The 15,208-nt window shown below is 58.1% G+C and carries 14 protein-coding genes and 2 tRNA genes; 9 read left to right on the plus strand and 7 right to left on the minus strand.

Features of this window, described 5'->3' with window-relative positions:
• Positions 1–196 precede the first annotated feature (196 nt).
• The 3 genes from AC1DUP_RS26095 to AC1DUP_RS26105 form a co-directional block, all read right to left on the minus strand.
• Entirely contained in the window at positions 197–3,040 is a 2,844-nt protein-coding gene (locus AC1DUP_RS26095) for a valine--tRNA ligase (protein WP_477835485.1), read from the minus strand.
• 119 nt (positions 3,041–3,159) lie between these two features.
• Positions 3,160–4,047, minus strand: a complete 888-nt coding sequence (locus tag AC1DUP_RS26100; RefSeq protein ID WP_477835487.1) for a PopZ family protein — start codon at positions 4,045–4,047, stop codon at positions 3,160–3,162.
• Positions 4,048–4,279: 232 nt separating this feature from the next.
• A complete protein-coding gene (locus AC1DUP_RS26105) occupies positions 4,280–4,945 on the minus strand; it encodes a protein-L-isoaspartate O-methyltransferase family protein (protein ID WP_477835489.1) in 666 nt (221 codons plus the stop codon).
• Between the two features lie 475 nt (positions 4,946–5,420).
• Between AC1DUP_RS26105 and AC1DUP_RS26110 the strand changes: the two genes are divergently transcribed.
• Complete coding sequence (locus AC1DUP_RS26110; RefSeq protein WP_477835491.1) at positions 5,421–5,711, plus strand: hypothetical protein; 291 nt, start codon at positions 5,421–5,423, stop codon at positions 5,709–5,711.
• Between the two features lie 66 nt (positions 5,712–5,777).
• On the opposite strand, the gene AC1DUP_RS26115 is transcribed toward AC1DUP_RS26110, so the two are convergent.
• Positions 5,778–5,851, minus strand: a tRNA-Cys gene (locus AC1DUP_RS26115).
• A gap of 454 nt (positions 5,852–6,305) precedes the next feature.
• Between AC1DUP_RS26115 and AC1DUP_RS26120 the strand changes: the two genes are divergently transcribed.
• Positions 6,306–6,695 carry a KTSC domain-containing protein gene (locus tag AC1DUP_RS26120; RefSeq protein WP_113297813.1) on the plus strand — a complete coding sequence of 130 codons (390 nt, stop codon included), beginning with the start codon at positions 6,306–6,308 and terminating at the stop codon, positions 6,693–6,695.
• Between the two features lie 99 nt (positions 6,696–6,794).
• Here the strand turns inward: AC1DUP_RS26120 and AC1DUP_RS26125 are convergent, their stop codons facing one another.
• Positions 6,795–7,088, minus strand: coding sequence for a hypothetical protein (locus AC1DUP_RS26125; RefSeq protein WP_113297814.1), 294 nt, complete (start codon positions 7,086–7,088; stop codon positions 6,795–6,797).
• 118 nt (positions 7,089–7,206) lie between these two features.
• Between AC1DUP_RS26125 and AC1DUP_RS26130 the strand changes: the two genes are divergently transcribed.
• Positions 7,207–7,281 (plus strand) — tRNA-Asn (locus AC1DUP_RS26130).
• A gap of 428 nt (positions 7,282–7,709) precedes the next feature.
• Positions 7,710–7,964 carry a hypothetical protein gene (locus AC1DUP_RS26135; protein WP_113297815.1) on the plus strand — a complete coding sequence of 85 codons (255 nt, stop codon included), beginning with the start codon at positions 7,710–7,712 and terminating at the stop codon, positions 7,962–7,964.
• 302 nt (positions 7,965–8,266) lie between these two features.
• Here AC1DUP_RS26135 and AC1DUP_RS26140 read toward each other — a convergent pair whose 3' ends face one another.
• Positions 8,267–8,926, minus strand: a complete 660-nt coding sequence (locus AC1DUP_RS26140) for a peroxiredoxin (RefSeq protein WP_018114238.1) — start codon at positions 8,924–8,926, stop codon at positions 8,267–8,269.
• A gap of 276 nt (positions 8,927–9,202) precedes the next feature.
• Between AC1DUP_RS26140 and AC1DUP_RS26145 the strand changes: the two genes are divergently transcribed.
• The gene (locus AC1DUP_RS26145; RefSeq protein ID WP_113311586.1) at positions 9,203–10,000 is read left to right on the plus strand and encodes a creatininase family protein; all 798 of its coding nucleotides are present in this window, start codon (positions 9,203–9,205) and stop codon (positions 9,998–10,000) included.
• On the opposite strand, the gene AC1DUP_RS26150 is transcribed toward AC1DUP_RS26145, so the two are convergent.
• On the minus strand, positions 10,001–10,951 hold the full coding sequence (locus AC1DUP_RS26150) for a LysR family transcriptional regulator (RefSeq protein WP_477835495.1): 951 nt from the start codon (positions 10,949–10,951) through the stop codon (positions 10,001–10,003).
• 182 nt (positions 10,952–11,133) lie between these two features.
• Between AC1DUP_RS26150 and AC1DUP_RS26155 the strand changes: the two genes are divergently transcribed.
• The 4 genes from AC1DUP_RS26155 (at position 11,134) to AC1DUP_RS26170 (ending at position 15,208) form a co-directional block, all read left to right on the plus strand.
• Positions 11,134–12,150, plus strand: coding sequence for an ABC transporter substrate-binding protein (locus AC1DUP_RS26155; RefSeq protein ID WP_477835497.1), 1,017 nt, complete (start codon positions 11,134–11,136; stop codon positions 12,148–12,150).
• A gap of 66 nt (positions 12,151–12,216) precedes the next feature.
• Positions 12,217–13,041, plus strand: coding sequence for an ABC transporter ATP-binding protein (locus AC1DUP_RS26160; RefSeq protein ID WP_113297819.1), 825 nt, complete (start codon positions 12,217–12,219; stop codon positions 13,039–13,041).
• Positions 13,041–13,895: an ABC transporter permease gene (locus AC1DUP_RS26165; RefSeq protein WP_477835499.1), complete on the plus strand. Its 855-nt coding sequence runs from the start codon at positions 13,041–13,043 to the stop codon at positions 13,893–13,895. Before AC1DUP_RS26160 ends, AC1DUP_RS26165 begins: the two co-directional genes overlap by 1 nt.
• A complete protein-coding gene (locus AC1DUP_RS26170; RefSeq protein ID WP_477835501.1) occupies positions 13,895–15,208 on the plus strand; it encodes a cytosine deaminase in 1,314 nt (437 codons plus the stop codon). The genes AC1DUP_RS26165 and AC1DUP_RS26170 overlap by 1 nt, the downstream gene beginning before the upstream one ends.

Here is a 15,208-nt window from a genome sequence, read left to right on the forward strand (position 1 = left end):
TCATTCCACTACAGGTAGAAGCTGTATCAAAGTGACAACAGTAGCGATTTTCGCGTTCAGCATCCCCCAAACGGGTTATATCCACAGGCCGAAAGGCCAAAACGGCCCTAGCTCTTTCGAATCATCATATTTTTGAACGCAAAAGGCGCGCTCCGGGGGAACGCGCCTTCAGGAATATTATACTCGTTATCCGCGATTATCCTGCTTCGCTAACTCGCGCCAAAGCAGTCCTCAGGCTTTCAATCTGGCTCGTCAGCTCTGCATGACGCTCGCGCTCGGCCTCCACCACTTCCGGGTTGGCATTGGCGACGAACTTCTCATTCGACAGCTTGCCGTCGATGCGCGCGACTTCGCCCTCGGCCTTCGCAATCGCCTTTTCGAGGCGGCTCTTTTCCGCCGCCAGATCGATCAGATTGCCAAGCGGCAGACAGGCGGTCGCTTCTGCGACGATGATCTGAGCGGCACCCTTCGGCGCAGCTTCCGCCAGCGAAATGGCTTCGACACGTGCCAGGCGCTTGATGGCTGCGTCGTGACGGAACAGCCGTTCGCGCGTCAGGCTGTTGGCACCAACGACGACAAGCGGCGCGGTTGCCGCCGGCGGCACATTCATTTCCGAGCGGACAGAGCGGATGCCCGAAACGAGGTCGATCAACCAGTTGATCTCATCGGCCGCGGCATTGTCGGCGTAAGACGGCGACGGCCAATCGGCATGGCAGAGCAATCCGTCACGTTCCTGGCCCTCACCAGCCGTATGCGCCCACAGCTCTTCGGTCATGAAGGGCATGAAGGGATGCAGCAGCTTGTAGATCTCTTCCAGAACATAGGCGCTGCAGGCCTGAGCTTCGGCCTTCGCACCCTCGTCCTCGCCGCTGAAGACCGGCTTCAGAAGTTCGAGATACCAGTCGCAGAACTGGTTCCAGACGAAACGATAAAGTGCCCCGGCAGCATCGTTGAAGCGATAGGCTTCAAGAGCTTCCGTAACGTCACGTTCCGCACGGGCAAGCTCCGTGAGGATCCAGCGGTTGATGGTGAGTTCGGCGGCTTCCGGTACGAAATGCGGATCGCTTTTGACGCCATTCATTTCGGCAAAGCGGGTGGCGTTCCAGAGCTTGGTGCCGAAATTGCGGTAGCCGGCGATACGGGCCGGGTCGAGCTTCACGTCGCGACCCTGCGCGGCCATGATCGTCAGGGTAAAGCGCAGCGCGTCTGCACCATATTCGTCGATCAGTTCGAGCGGGTCGATGACGTTGCCCTTGGACTTCGACATCTTCTGCCCGTTCTTGTCGCGCACCAGAGCGTGAATATAGACGGTATGGAACGGCTCGACCGGGTTATCGTCCTCGTCCTTCATGAAATGCAGGCCCATCTGCATCATGCGAACAACCCAGAACGGGATGATATCGAAACCGGTAACAAGAACGCTGGTCGGGTAATATCGCTCCAGTTCAGGTGTCTTGTCCGGCCAGCCAAGTGTCGAGAACGGCCAGAGTGCCGACGAGAACCAGGTGTCGAGCACGTCTTCGTCACGTACCAGAATCTCGCCCGGCCTGAAGTTCTCAAGCAGGTCCTCGACATAGGCCTTCATCGGCCCTTCATGCGACAGGTAGTGCTGGATGGCGGCCTGCAGCGCCTCCTCTTCGGTCTTCTCGACGAAAACCTGACCATCAGGGCCATACCAGGCCGGAATCTGGTGCCCCCACCAGAGCTGACGGGAGATGCACCACGGCTGGATATTGTCCATCCATTGGAAATAGGTGTTTTCCCAGTTCTTCGGGACGAACTTTGTCCGGCCTTCGCGAACGGAGGCTATTGCGGGCTTGGCAAGGGTCTTGTTATCGACCCACCATTGCTCGGTCAGACGCGGCTCGATCGGCACACCACCACGGTCGCCATGCGGAACCATATGCTTATGCGGCTCGATCTTGTCGAGCAGGCCGGCTTCCTCGAAAATCTCGACGATGATCTTGCGTGCAACGAAACGATCCTGGCCTTCCAGCCGGTCCCATGCGCCATGCAAGGCGGCCGGGTGATCGAGACCTTCCAGAAAGTCCTCGTTTTCTTTGATGGTCACCGAACCATCGACGTTGAGGACATTGATGGCGCGCAGGCCGGCACGCCTGCCGACTTCAAAATCGTTGAAATCGTGCGCGGGCGTGATCTTGACCGCACCCGAGCCGGCTGTCGGATCGGCATAGTCATCAGCGACAATCGGAATCCTGCGGCCAACAATCGGAAGGATGACATGTTTTCCGACGATGGACTTGTAGCGTTCGTCCTTGGGATTAACCGCAACGCCGGTATCGCCAAGCATCGTCTCCGGCCGCGTCGTCGCAACCACGAGGTAATCGCGTGTTTCGAATTCGGTGGGCTTGCCCTCCTCATCAAAAGCGATCGGGTACTGATAGGTGACGCCGTCTTCCAGCGGATAGCGCAGATGCCAGAGATTGCCTTTAAGCTCGATCTGCTCGACTTCCATGTCGGAAATCGCCGTCAGCAATTTCGGATCCCAATTGACGAGGCGCTTGTCCTTGTAAATCAGGCCTTCCTTGTAGAGCGTGACGAAAACCTCGAGAACGGCCCTCGAGAGGCCCTCGTCCATGGTGAAGCGCTCACGCGACCAGTCGCAGGAGGCGCCGAGACGCTTCAACTGGTTGAAGATCAGGCCGCCCGATTCGCCCTTCCACTCCCAGACCTTTTCGATGAAGGCATCGCGGCCCATGTCGCGGCGGCCAGGAAGCTGCTGCTCCATCAGCTTGCGCTCGACGACCATCTGCGTGGCGATGCCGGCATGGTCCATGCCCGGCTGCCAGAGGACATCCTTGCCGCGCATGCGCTCGAACCGCACCATGACGTCCTGCAGCGTATTGTTCAGCGCATGACCCATGTGCAGCGAGCCGGTGACATTCGGCGGCGGGATGACGATGGTGAAGCTCTCCGCACCCGGCTTCGCATTGGCGCCGGCACGGAAGGCATCCGCCTCATCCCATTTCGCAGCGATTTTCGGTTCGACGGCGGCGGAATCGTAGGTCTTTTCGAGCATTTTCTGACCAATTCGAAGTTCGAGGATGGGCGTTTTGTAAATAGGATGGCTACGGCCAAGTCAATAAAAAAGCCGCCCCGGAGACCGGAGCGGCTCTTGTCCAGAAAAAGCGGTTCCGATCAGCGGCGCGGGCCGCGCGCCACGCGTTCGATCTCTTCGCGCACGAGCCGTTCGACGAGCGTCGGCAGATTATCATCAAGCCATTCGCGCAGCATCGGACGCAGCATGTCCTCGGCAATCTCATCTAGCGAGCGGCGCTCAGCGGCGCCATCGATCGCGGCGGCAAGCTCATCGAAGGAGCGAGCAACCTGCAGGCCGGTGTCCTGGGACAGAAGCGCCGGCTGAATTTCTTCCGCTGCGCGCGCAGGCGCAAGTTCGGCAGGCTGGAAAACCGGGGGCTCGACACGCTGTTCGACCGAAGAAAGCACGGGCGCCTCGTCGACGATTGCAGGCTGCGGGATCTCGGGCAGGCGTGGCTCGGCAAAGACCGGCGCAGGCTCTGGTGCATATTGGGCGACGGGCGCAATCGGGGCAACGAAGGGAGCCGGCTCGACCGGGCGCGGAGCAGCAGCCACGCGCGGTGCTTCAAAGGCCGGCTGTGGCTCGAATTGCGGCTGCGATTCATGGAACGCCTGGGGCATATCACGGAGAGCCTGACCGGCCTGAACAGCGCTGCGCTCGGAAGCGGCACGGACACGCGCTGCAACATCGGCAAGCGACATGGTGCGGGCCGGCATTTCCGGCTCGGGCGCCGTGCCGGCAGAATTTGCAGCGACGAAACGCGGATCGGGACGCAACGCAAGCGGTTCCGGAAACTCAACACCGGCGTAGGTGTCGTCAACCGTCAGATGGATTTCGGAGTCGTTTTCTTCTTCCGCACCGTAAACGGGAGGAAGCGAGGCGGATATCGCCTTTCCGGCGCCAGGCTCATTGCTTTCGATGATCTGGCGAATGGAGGCCAGAATCTCTTCCATGGACGGTTCACGCACTACACCTGGCTGAGCCATATCTATCCCCGTTATCCCTTAAACAACGACCGGACGGCGTGGAGCATGCATCCGAATCACCTTGACTTTAGAATACCCCAAAGGGGAAAAAAATCAGCGCGAATCAAACAAATGCAGCCATGCACAGTTTTGTTACCCAAGTGTAAGCGAAGTCTGTGAAGGCTTTTTGGGGCGGCAGAAACGAAAGCGGGCGCCCATGGCGCCCGCACAAGAAATCGGCGACAGGAACGCCTTAAAATACGAACTCGCGAGCCTTGGCGAAACCGGGCAGCGGCTTGACCGAAGCATTGAAGAAGACGTTTTCGGAAACAGCGCCGCGCTCGCTGACAAAGACCTTGGCGCGGGCAGCATTGCCATAACCCTGTACGACAACGAGACGGCCGCCATCCTGCAGCTGGCCGAGAAGTGCGGCAGGAACCTCTTCCACCGAACCGTTGATAAAGATCAGATCATAAGGAGCACCGGCGCTATTGCCCTTCTCAAGCGGGCCAGTCGCTATCTGCACATTTGCATAACCGGCGAGATTCGCCTTGGCTTCAGAAGCCAGGGTCTCATCCGCTTCGAGGGCCACGACTGAGCCTGCGATCAGCGACAGCAGCGCGGAGGTGTAACCCGTGCCGGCGCCAACTTCGAGAACAGTATCATCCTTGGTGACGGCTGCGAGCTGCAGCAGCTTGGCAAGCGGCGACGCCTCCATGAGGAAGCGGCCCGGATTGCCGGCAGCCGCCGGAGCAATTTCGATATCATTATCGATATAGGCCAGCACCTTCGCCTTTTCCGGCACGAACGCTTCGCGCGGGACGGTGAGGAAGGCCGTCAGCACCGAATGCGAGGTAACGTCCGTCGTGCGGACCTGGTTGTCGACCATCTTTACGCGTGCTGCTTCGAAATCCATCATATCCTCTCGCCGATGAAAGCGGTTCTGTCTTCCGTCTCTTAGTCTCCGCCACGAATGCTTTCAAGGCTTGCCGGCCGCCTGCTTGAAGAATCCCGCAAGTCCTTCCCCGCATGCAACAGGTAAAAAATGGAAGCTGCAACTTCTGCGTGGAACAAACAGTGATTCCGTGATACTAATATGACCGGAGGAAATGAGGAGGAGGAGCAGGCCATGTCTGCCGTTCTGGAATATTTCACGCTGTTCGACTTTTTCATCGTCGCGGCGCTCGTTGGCATATTCTGCTGCGGGCTGCTGGACGGTAGAGCGACCTGAACAGATCGCGCTCCCTGTATAAAAGTTTCCTGGCCGCCTGCCCGGCGCGCCGGAAAAATAGGTTTTGGTGTCCAATCGGCTCAAGCCGGCACAGTCGATTGCGTTATTAACTCAATATCAACCATATTGTTGCGCCAGCCGCGGCTTCCGCTAGGTTGGCGGCATGCAAACCTTCGCCATTCAATCGCCAGAGATCGAAACGCTTCACTACAATCCGGAAGCGAGGCTGCTGCTTGTGAAATTCAAAAACGGCGCCATCTGCAATTTCACACGGATCTCAGCGCAGGCGCTGCAGCGACTGCTTGGCCCTGATGTGCAGATAGAGAACGAGATGGCTGGTGACGATGCCGGCTATCTTGCGGGCCTGCGCAGCGGCGGATTGCGGGCGCTTTACTCTCTGACCGGCATCAAGCCAGCCCAATTCGATTTCAGCCAGGTTCCCGTAGTCTGGTGAGACTGCCGAATCGATACCGCGCCTCATCTATGAAGCGGATTGGATTTCTATGTCGGTGAAAATATTTGGAGGCCTCGCCCGGAATTGAACCGGGGTACAAGGATTTGCAGTCCTCTGCGTCACCACTCCGCCACGAGGCCTCACAGGCTGTATTAGCCGTGGCGAGCGTTTAGAATGATCGTAAGGAAATCGCAAGAGGGCTTTCCAAAAACATTTCCTGCAATTTCAAACTCTGGCCACATCGGGCGTATAGAGAACAAGGATCAATCCAGCGTCGTAGACACCGAGACGCCGCTCCCAGGGACAATGATAAAAGCTCCATTCTGCTGAAAAATCGCGCTCGGCTGAACAACAAATAGGCTATCAGCTGCTTGAATAGGCCTTTAGGCCATCTGGATTGTGCAACAGGCTAAATTCAGCAAGCTTTACCCTATCGCCTATATTGATGGGTGAGGCGCCAACTGTGAAGACGACAACGCGATCACTTCTGTTATATTAGATACATCGAAACATCACCCAAATATTAGTAGCAAATTCTTAACTTGACTTTCAGCATCGTCGTTACATCCTGTTGTGGGAGTGACAGGAGCAGAAATGAACTGGGTGCCTTTGAATTCCAAACAGATCCGCGCCGTATCCTACGATCCGGAGACCCAGGTTCTTCATGCCAAATTCGCCGGCGGCCGCTCAATTCGACATAACGGGGTGCTGCCGCATATTTACGACAATCTCATCGAAACCAGCGATCCGGAATTTTACTATAAATATTATCTGGAGCCTTCGCGTATCCAGGCTGGCTGGTGGCAGAAAGCCAACCTCAGTTCCCATGCGGTGAAGCTGTTGATAATTCTCATCGCCGCACTCGTGATCACGGCGACCGCACTTGAGGAAAATGGCGAGCTGCCAATCCACCTCTCGGAGATCACAGGGTCAGAAACAACCGCTCCAGCCTCTATTGAAGGCCCTGTCGTCTCTCCGCAGTGACAAACCACACATACTGCACGACCGGGGCATACGATTCCGCGGGCAGACTTCTATTGGCGCCCATCCTCGATATGGCAGCTTGCGGCTTCCCTGAAGACTTTACGCAGGGCGCTTTCGGCGATGCCACCAGACCGCGACGCGTCGCCGCCATCTGCGTGCGATCGGCAAATCGTGGGACAGCACGAGGAAGCCGAGTGGCAACATCCAGAAGCCAAGAATAGGCAAAAAGCCCAGAATGCCGCCGAAAATGAGCAGTGTTCCGGTCGTCATGCGTGCAATGCGCGAGCGCGGCATCGGTACCCGCAGCGAGCCGAGAACCAGCTTGCCATCCTTGTGATCAATGCCGAAACGTGTTTCTGCGGCCTTTTTCGGCCCATTTTTCCTGTTAATCATCTACAAAAGATGGGCTCAAGCGGCACGAATACAAGCTGATTTCATTTTTTTGAAAAAACTGCTTGGCAAATCGGGAAAGCATTTGTATTACCCCGCTCACGCCGCGGCCAAGCGGTGATCCCTGGTAGCTCAGCGGTAGAGCATTCGACTGTTAATCGACAGGTCGCCGGTTCGAATCCGGCCCGGGGAGCCAGTTTCTTCAGCTAAGCAGCTGATTGTATTGAGGGAGTCGGTTCTTAAATGGACCGGCTCCCAATTTTTTTCCTAATCCAGTTTCTGTGGATATAAGTTCGAGCCCGTAGTTGGCTCCCCCTCTCGAACCCATTCGCCATGCTGTCGTTCCTAAAGCGCCGGTTTTGCCGTTGCGCCGATGATCGACTGGACAGATCGCACCGCAAATCTTGGCCGGTGAACGGCTTGTCGTACCGACCTAAGGTTCCTGTTCCTCGAAGACGATGTTCTCAATGAGAGGCGACAGATACGTCAACTGATGCTGCCCGTGTAGGCGATGCGACCCAACCCTTCTCTGAGGCTGGGCGGGGCGTTGGGATTTTCTTGACTTCGCTCACCTGGGCAGGCATTCACTGGCCAACCAACCAGTGCAGGTGTAAAGCACGTGCCATGGCGCTAGATCCTCAGAAAGCATTTTTAGATTACAGTGCGGCGGACTGCAGCGTGCAGTTCTGGACCGCCAACGCACCCGCCGTGCAATTCACCTCTTTGGAGGCCGCCGTCAGGTTCGCGAAAGACAAGGGCGGCAGATGGGAAGAGATCGAGATAACGGTCCATCTGGCGCGCGAAGACATCGTTTTCGCCACCGGAAAAGTGCATCAATTAATTGATGCTTTGCCAAGTGATGTCCGGAAAAAGCGTTAGTCTGGTCGATTTGCAGTCAAGAACCGGCCGTCGGTGCCGGGCACGCGAAAATGGGATCGGCACGCGATAGACACCCTGCTCAACGCATTCAGCGGGATCGGTGATCCATATGCCAACAGATATCATTATCGCAACATTTGCGCTTTTCGCAGCCGGCCTCGCCTTCGCAAGCATCACCTCCGGCAAATAGGCAAGGAAAAGGCTGGCTCCGCTCCAATACGGCTTCCGCTATAGGCTAGAAAACAAAGACGCCCCGGAGGCCAGAGCGTCTTTGATTCAATCGTAATGCCGGCGGAGTGAACTCATGCGGACGGCTGCTTGGTCTTTCTGAGGTACGGCAGAACCGTATCGAAGGAGCCGAAGCGGGCGATGGCGTCTTCATTGGAGACGGCAGCGGTGATGATGACGTCGTCGCCCTGGTTCCAGTTGGCCGGGGTTGCAACCTGGTGCTTGGCGGTCAGCTGGATGGAGTCGATCGCACGCAGGATCTCGTTGAAATTGCGGCCCGTCGTCATCGGGTAGGTGAGGATCAGCTTGATTTTCTTATCCGGGCCGATGACGAAGACCGAGCGCACGGTGGCGTTGTCGGCAGGCGTGCGCCCCTCGGAGCTTTCGCCGGCACCGGCAGGCAGCATGTCATAGAGCTTGGCGACCTTGAGGTCCTTGTCGCCGATCAGCGGATATTCGACATCGAAGCCGGTCGCCGTCTTGATGTCGTTCTTCCACTTGCCGTGGCTTTCGACCGGATCGACGGAAATGCCGATGATCTTGACGCCGCGCTTCTTAAACTCGCCTTCGAGGCCGGCCATGGTGCCGAGCTCGGTCGTGCAGACCGGCGTAAAATTCTTCGGATGCGAGAAGAGAACGGCCCAGCCGCTGCCGATCCAGTCATGGAACTGAACGGGGCCCTGGGTGGTGTCGGCGGTGAAATCGGGAGCAATATCGTTGATACGTAGGCTCATGGTCGGCCCTCCAATTGCGGATCGTTAAATCTGAACACTCGCAGGCAGTTCTGCGTGCCATGACTATCTACAGACCTGCGCCAACCGTGGTCAAACCAAAGCCTTCCCCGAAAGGGGCGACGGCGGAATATTTATTTCCAACGTGCAAGATGGCCTGACATCGGACTAACGACATCATGCGCGCAAAAAGGCAGCGGCGTGCGCGCAAATCGATGCTTTTCGCATGCCGCGTTATTCCCTACTCACTATCGAATAATGACAAAGAGGGAAGCGGCGATGGCGACACCATTCTTCTGGAATGAACTGAACACTTATGATTTTGCCGCGCTTTCCCCCGACACGACCATCGCTATCCTGCCGATCGCTTCGACTGAGCAACACGGTCCGCATCTGCCCATCGCCACCGATGTGGCGATCGCCAACGGCATGTTGGCAGAACTGCGCCGGCAACGGCCCGAGGACCTCGATATCCTTGTCCTGCCGACCCAGGAAATCGGCAAGGCCAACGAGCATGTCTATGGTCCAGGTACGCTTTCCCTCAGCGCCGAACTGCTGATCCCCGTCTGGACGGCGATCGGCGCGAAGGTGGCGGAAACCGGTCTGCGCAAGCTTGTCATCGTCAATTCGCATGGCGGCAATGTCGATATCATGAGCATCGTCGCCCGTGAGCTGCGTGTACGCCACAAGATGGCCGTCGTTTCCACCCAGTGGGGCCGGTTCGGCAATCCTGACGGCATGATCAGCGAGCATGAGTCACGTTACGGCATTCATGGCGGCGAAGTGGAGACGTCGCTGATGCTGCATTTCCGGCCGGAACTGGTGCGGATGGAGAAGGCCCAGAATTTTACCTCGAAAGCCGAATGGATGCGCGAGCAATCGCAGTATATCCAGCCGCTGCCGCCGCATTCGCTGGCCTGGATCGCTCACGACCTCAATCCAAACGGGGTCGTCGGGGATGCCTCCAAGGGCACTGCGGAGAAGGGCGAGGCGATCTGCGGCCATCAGGTCAAGGGCTTCATCGAGTTGCTCTACGACCTGAAGCGCTATCCGCTTTCCAACCTCTATTCGAAGTAATCAGGCGACTGCCGGCCGCTCCAGCGGGATGTGGCCCTTGGTCTGCAATTCCTGGACAAGGCCCGCGAGTTCGGCGAGCAAATATTCAACGAAAAGGCTGGTTGCGGAATCGAGCGGCGCACGGGCGCGGGCAAAGAGCTTGAGCGGCTGGTGGCGGCTATGCGGGTCTGCAATCGAGCGAAAGACCAGTTCGCCCTGACGGCATTCGGTGATGACATCGAGTGGGTTCAGCATAGAGAGCCCTGCTCCGCACCTGACCAGCTTCTTCAGCATTTCCGAAGCATTTGTTTCGAGCACCGGCTCGATAGAGACGTCCAGTCTTGCCATTGCGAGGTTGATGACATCGCGAAGACTTGTGCCCTGCTGCGCGAGAACCAGTCGCTCCTGCACCACGTCGGCAAGGTTGATTGGCCCCGGCCCGATCAATGGGTGACCTGGCGGCAGGATGACGCCGATCGGGATATCGAAATTGCCGAGGGTGCGGATGCCGGGCGTGGCAGGAATATTGAAACCGAGGCCGATATCCACCTCACCTGACAGGACTTGATTGATCGAAGCCGTGCCGGCATCGCTGCGGAGCTGGAAGAAAACCCGTGAATGCTCCGACTGAAAGCGCGTGATGATTTCCGGTAGCGGGCCGGAAGCAAGGCCGACCGTTGTGGCAAGCCTGACCTTGCCCGCCTGCTGCATCTTGAGGCTCTTGATGCGCCCTTCCAGCCGATCGTAGTTCTTCAGCACTTCTCGAATATGTTCGATGCAAAGCTCTCCCGCAGCCGTGAGGCGCAGGCCTCGCGGCAGGCGCTCGAAGAGCGGAGCACCCATCTCCTCCTCCAGCGCCAGGATCTGCCTGTTAATTGCCGAAGAGGCGACGTTCAGACGGGCTGCTGCCTTCCGGATGGAGCCCGTTCTGGCGATCTCGTTGATGTAGAGAAGCTTTCTGGAGTGCAGCATCGCGACCTCGTTGCATCGTTTTTAAGCACAGCGCCCAATTTAGGCACAGACATCGGGTGAGATGCCAAAAAGGCATCACTGCGCACGAATTTTGCTGCTTTTCAAAGAGCGAAGCAATCGCTCAAATGAAGAAAATCGGGGTTCGAAAACGAGCTTCAAGGCACCAGAAGGGGAACGCCGCCATGTCCAACACACTGAAAACATCCGTATTTTCTGCAGTTCTTGGCCTTGGCGGCATGCTTGCTGCCAGTGTACCCGGCTATGCACTCGACAAGGTGAGCTATGGCACCAACTGGCTGGCGCAGGCCGAGCATGGCGGTTTCTATCAGGCCGTGGCCGACGGAACCTATGCCAAATACGGCCTCGACGTTACCATCGTGCAGGGCGGGCCGAATGCCGCCAACAATGCGCTGCTGATCTCCGGCAAGATCGACTTCTACATGGGCGGGCCGCAGGGCGAAATCTCAGCTGTCGAGCAGGGCATTCCGCTCGTCGATGTCGCCGCGATCTTTCAGAAGGACCCGCAGATCCTGATCGCCCATCCCGATGTCGGCGTCGACAAGTTCGGGGATCTTGCCAAGCTGAAGACGCTGTTCCTCAGCAAGGATGGCTACCTCACCTATTTCGAATGGATGAAGGCAAACTTTCCCGGCTTCAAGGACGAGCAGTACAAGCCCTACAACTTCAATCCAGGTCCCTTTCTTGCCGACAAGCAATCTGCCCAGCAGGGTTATCTGACCTCAGAGCCCTACGAGATCCAGAAGCAGACCGGCTGGGAGCCGAAGGTCTTCCTGCTCGCCGATAACGGCTATTCACCCTATTCGACGATGATCACCACGACACAGCAGATGGTCGATAACAAGCCTGACGTCGTGCAGCGCTTCGTCGATGCCTCGATCGAGGGCTGGTACAATTATCTCTACGGCGACAACAGCAAGGCCAATGCGCTGATCAAGAAGGACAATCCGGAAATCACGGATGGCCAGATCGCTTATTCGATCGGCAAGATGAAGGAATACGGCATCATCGAATCCGGTGAGGGCCTGGAAAAGGGCATCGGCTGCATCACCAACGCCCATTACAAGAAGTTCTTCGACGAAATGGTGGCGATCAAGGTCTTCAAGCCTGAGACTGACTACACCAAAGCGTTCACTACGAAGTTCGTCTGCAAGAGCGTCGGTGTATCGCTCAAGAAATAAGCTCCCAAGGCAGGGCCCGTCGCCTTCCGGCGGCGGGCCTCGTCCCCTCGATAAAAGAGCGAAAGAATGTCCCTAGCCGAAACCAAGGCGGCGCCTTCGAAAGATATACGCAGGCGGCCGTTGGTCGTCATGCAGTCCCTCTCGAAGGTCTTTTCCAGCGGCACGATTGCGCTTTCAGGCATGTCCCTGACGGTCGAAAGCGGCGAGTTCATCAGCCTTCTCGGTCCCTCCGGCTGTGGAAAATCCACCGCGCTGCGCATCATCGCCGGCCTCGGCGACGTTACATCCGGCAAGATCGACTGGCCGAGTTCACGCATCAATTCAAAAGGCCTTCCGGAAGGCGATATCGGTTTCGTCTTCCAGGAGCCGACGCTGATGCCCTGGAAGACTGTTTTCGGCAATGTCTACCTGCCGCTGAAACTGCGCGGCGTCTCCAAGGCGGAAGCGAGCGGCCGGATCATGGAGGTGCTGGCGACCGTCGGCCTGCAGGATTTCGCCAGCGCCTATCCGCGTGAGCTCTCGGGCGGCATGAAGATGCGCGTTTCGATTGCCCGAGCGCTGGTGACAAAGCCCAAGCTGCTGCTGATGGACGAACCGTTCGCTGCGCTTGATGAGATCACCCGCCAGAAGCTCAATGACGACGTTCTGCGGCTGTGGAAGGCGACTGGCATTACCGTGATCTTCGTCACGCATTCCGTTTTTGAATCCGCCTATCTTTCCAACCGCATCGTTGTGATGAAGGCACGGCCGGGCCGGGTGCATGCAGATTTTCCGCTCGCGACCAGTCTTGAGCGGGAYTCGCATTACCGAACCTCGGAAGAATACCGGCGAGCCTGCGAAACCGCGTCCCGATCGCTGATCGAGGCCATGGGCGGATCGGAGGAGCACTGATGAGTGTCAACAGTATCGAAAAGACCGAGATCCCGCCCCTGCCCCTTCCCAATCCGGTCAATGCCAACAGGCGCGAGCTGGCGCTGCGCATCACCGTGCCTTTTCTGGTCATCGGCGCCCTCATCGCCATCTGGGAGCTTTACGTGGTGCTCTCGGGCGTTCCGCCCTACATTCTGCCTGGGCCCCGCGCTGTCGCGGCCGCCTTCATCAATGACTGGGGCACGCTTGCCCCAGCGCTTTGGGTCACGACGCAGATCACCTTGATATCGCTGATGCTGGCGCTGATCGGTGGCGTGGGTTTTGCGATCTTTCTGGTGCAATCGCGCTGGATCGAAATCGCCTTCTATCCGCTTGCGGTCATCCTGCAGGTCACGCCGATCGTGGCGATTTCGCCGCTCATCCTGATCTACGCACCGTCCACGCAGGTGGCACTCCTGATCTGCGCCTTCCTCGTTGCTTTCTTCCCGATCCTTTCGAACATGGTGCAGGGCCTGAAGAGCGTCGATCACAACCTGATCAACCTGTTCGAACTTTATGGCGCCTCACGCTGGCAGACGCTGATCTATCTGAAGATCCCGGCCGCTCAGCCTTACTTCATGACAGGGCTTCGCATCGGCGGCGGCCTTGCACTGATCGCCGCCGTGGTTGCGGAATTCGCTGCGGGTTCGGCGGGTGCCGGTTCGGGTCTCGCCTTCCGTCTGCTGGAATCGCAATATCGCATGAACATTCCCCGCCTGTTCGCGGCGCTCTTCATGCTCTCCATGCTCGGCGTCGCGATATTCGCCATTACCTCCTTCATTTCATGGCTCAGCCTGCATCGCTGGCATGAGAGCAGCCTGAAGCGGGAAAACTGATGACCTATTCCTTCATGTTGCCCCCGAATGCGGGCCGCTTCGTGCTGGCCAATGCGACGCTTCCTGCAGTGACCGTCAGCGGCTTTGCTGCTGAGGCTAATGAGGGGCTCGTCAAGGCCGATATCGTCATAACGGACGGGGCGATTTCAGCGATCCTGCCGCCCGGCACAGCGCCAGCGGAGTTTGCCAAGTCCGATATGAGGGAAGGTATGGTCTGGCCGTGCTTTGCCGATATTCATACGCATCTGGACAAAGGCCACATCTGGCCGCGCAAGCCCAATCCGGACGGGACCTTCATGGGCGCATTGGAAGCCGTGGGCAGGGACCGGGAGGCAAACTGGTCGGCCGCCGATGTGCGCAAGCGTATGGAATTCTCGCTGCGCTCAGCCTATGCGCACGGCACCGGTCTTATCCGCACGCATCTGGATTCGCTCGCACCCCAGCACCGAATTTCCTTCGAGGTCTTTGCCGAACTGCGCGACGAATGGAAGGAGAAGATCGCCCTGCAGGCAGTCGCCCTCTTCCCGCTCGACAATATGGCGGACGAATCCTTCTTTGCCGATCTCGTTGCGGTCGTGAAGGACAAGGGAGGCTTGCTCGGCGGTGTCACCAGGATGGGACCATCGCTCGACTGGCAGCTCGACACGCTTTTGCGCGCGGCGGCGGAGAATGACCTCGATGTCGATCTGCATGTCGATGAGACGGATGATCCGGGCGCAGAGACACTAAAGGCGATCGCCGAAGCGGTTCTACGCAACCGGTTCGAAGGCAAGGTGACAGCGGGCCATTGCTGCTCTCTGGCGCGGCAGGATGACGATACGGCCAAGCGGACCGTGGATCTCGTTCACAAGGCAGGGGTTTCGGTCATCTCGCTGCCGATGTGCAACATGTACCTGCAGGATCGTTATCCCGGCCGCACGCCGCGCTGGCGTGGCGTCACTCTGTTCAAGGAATTGGCGGCTGCCGGCGTCGAGACGGCTGTCTCCTCCGACAATACGCGCGACCCCTTCTACGCCTATGGCGATCTCGATCCGGTGGAAGTGTTTCGCGAGGCGGTTCGCATCCTGCATCTCGACCATCCGCTCGATAATGCGGCGCGTGTCGTCACGGCGTCACCGTCTAAGATTGCCGGCAGGCCGCAGATGGGCCGCATTGCCGTCGGCAGCCCCGCCGATCTCGTGCTCTTCAGCGCCCGGCGCTGGAGCGAATTCCTCTCCCGTCCGCAGTCTGACCGCGTCGTGCTTCGCCGCGGCAAGGTGATCGACCGCAGCCTGCCGGATTACCGTGAACTCGATAGCGTCGTTGGAGGCTGA

The organism is Rhizobium sp. 01L419, from assembly GCF_056400025.1.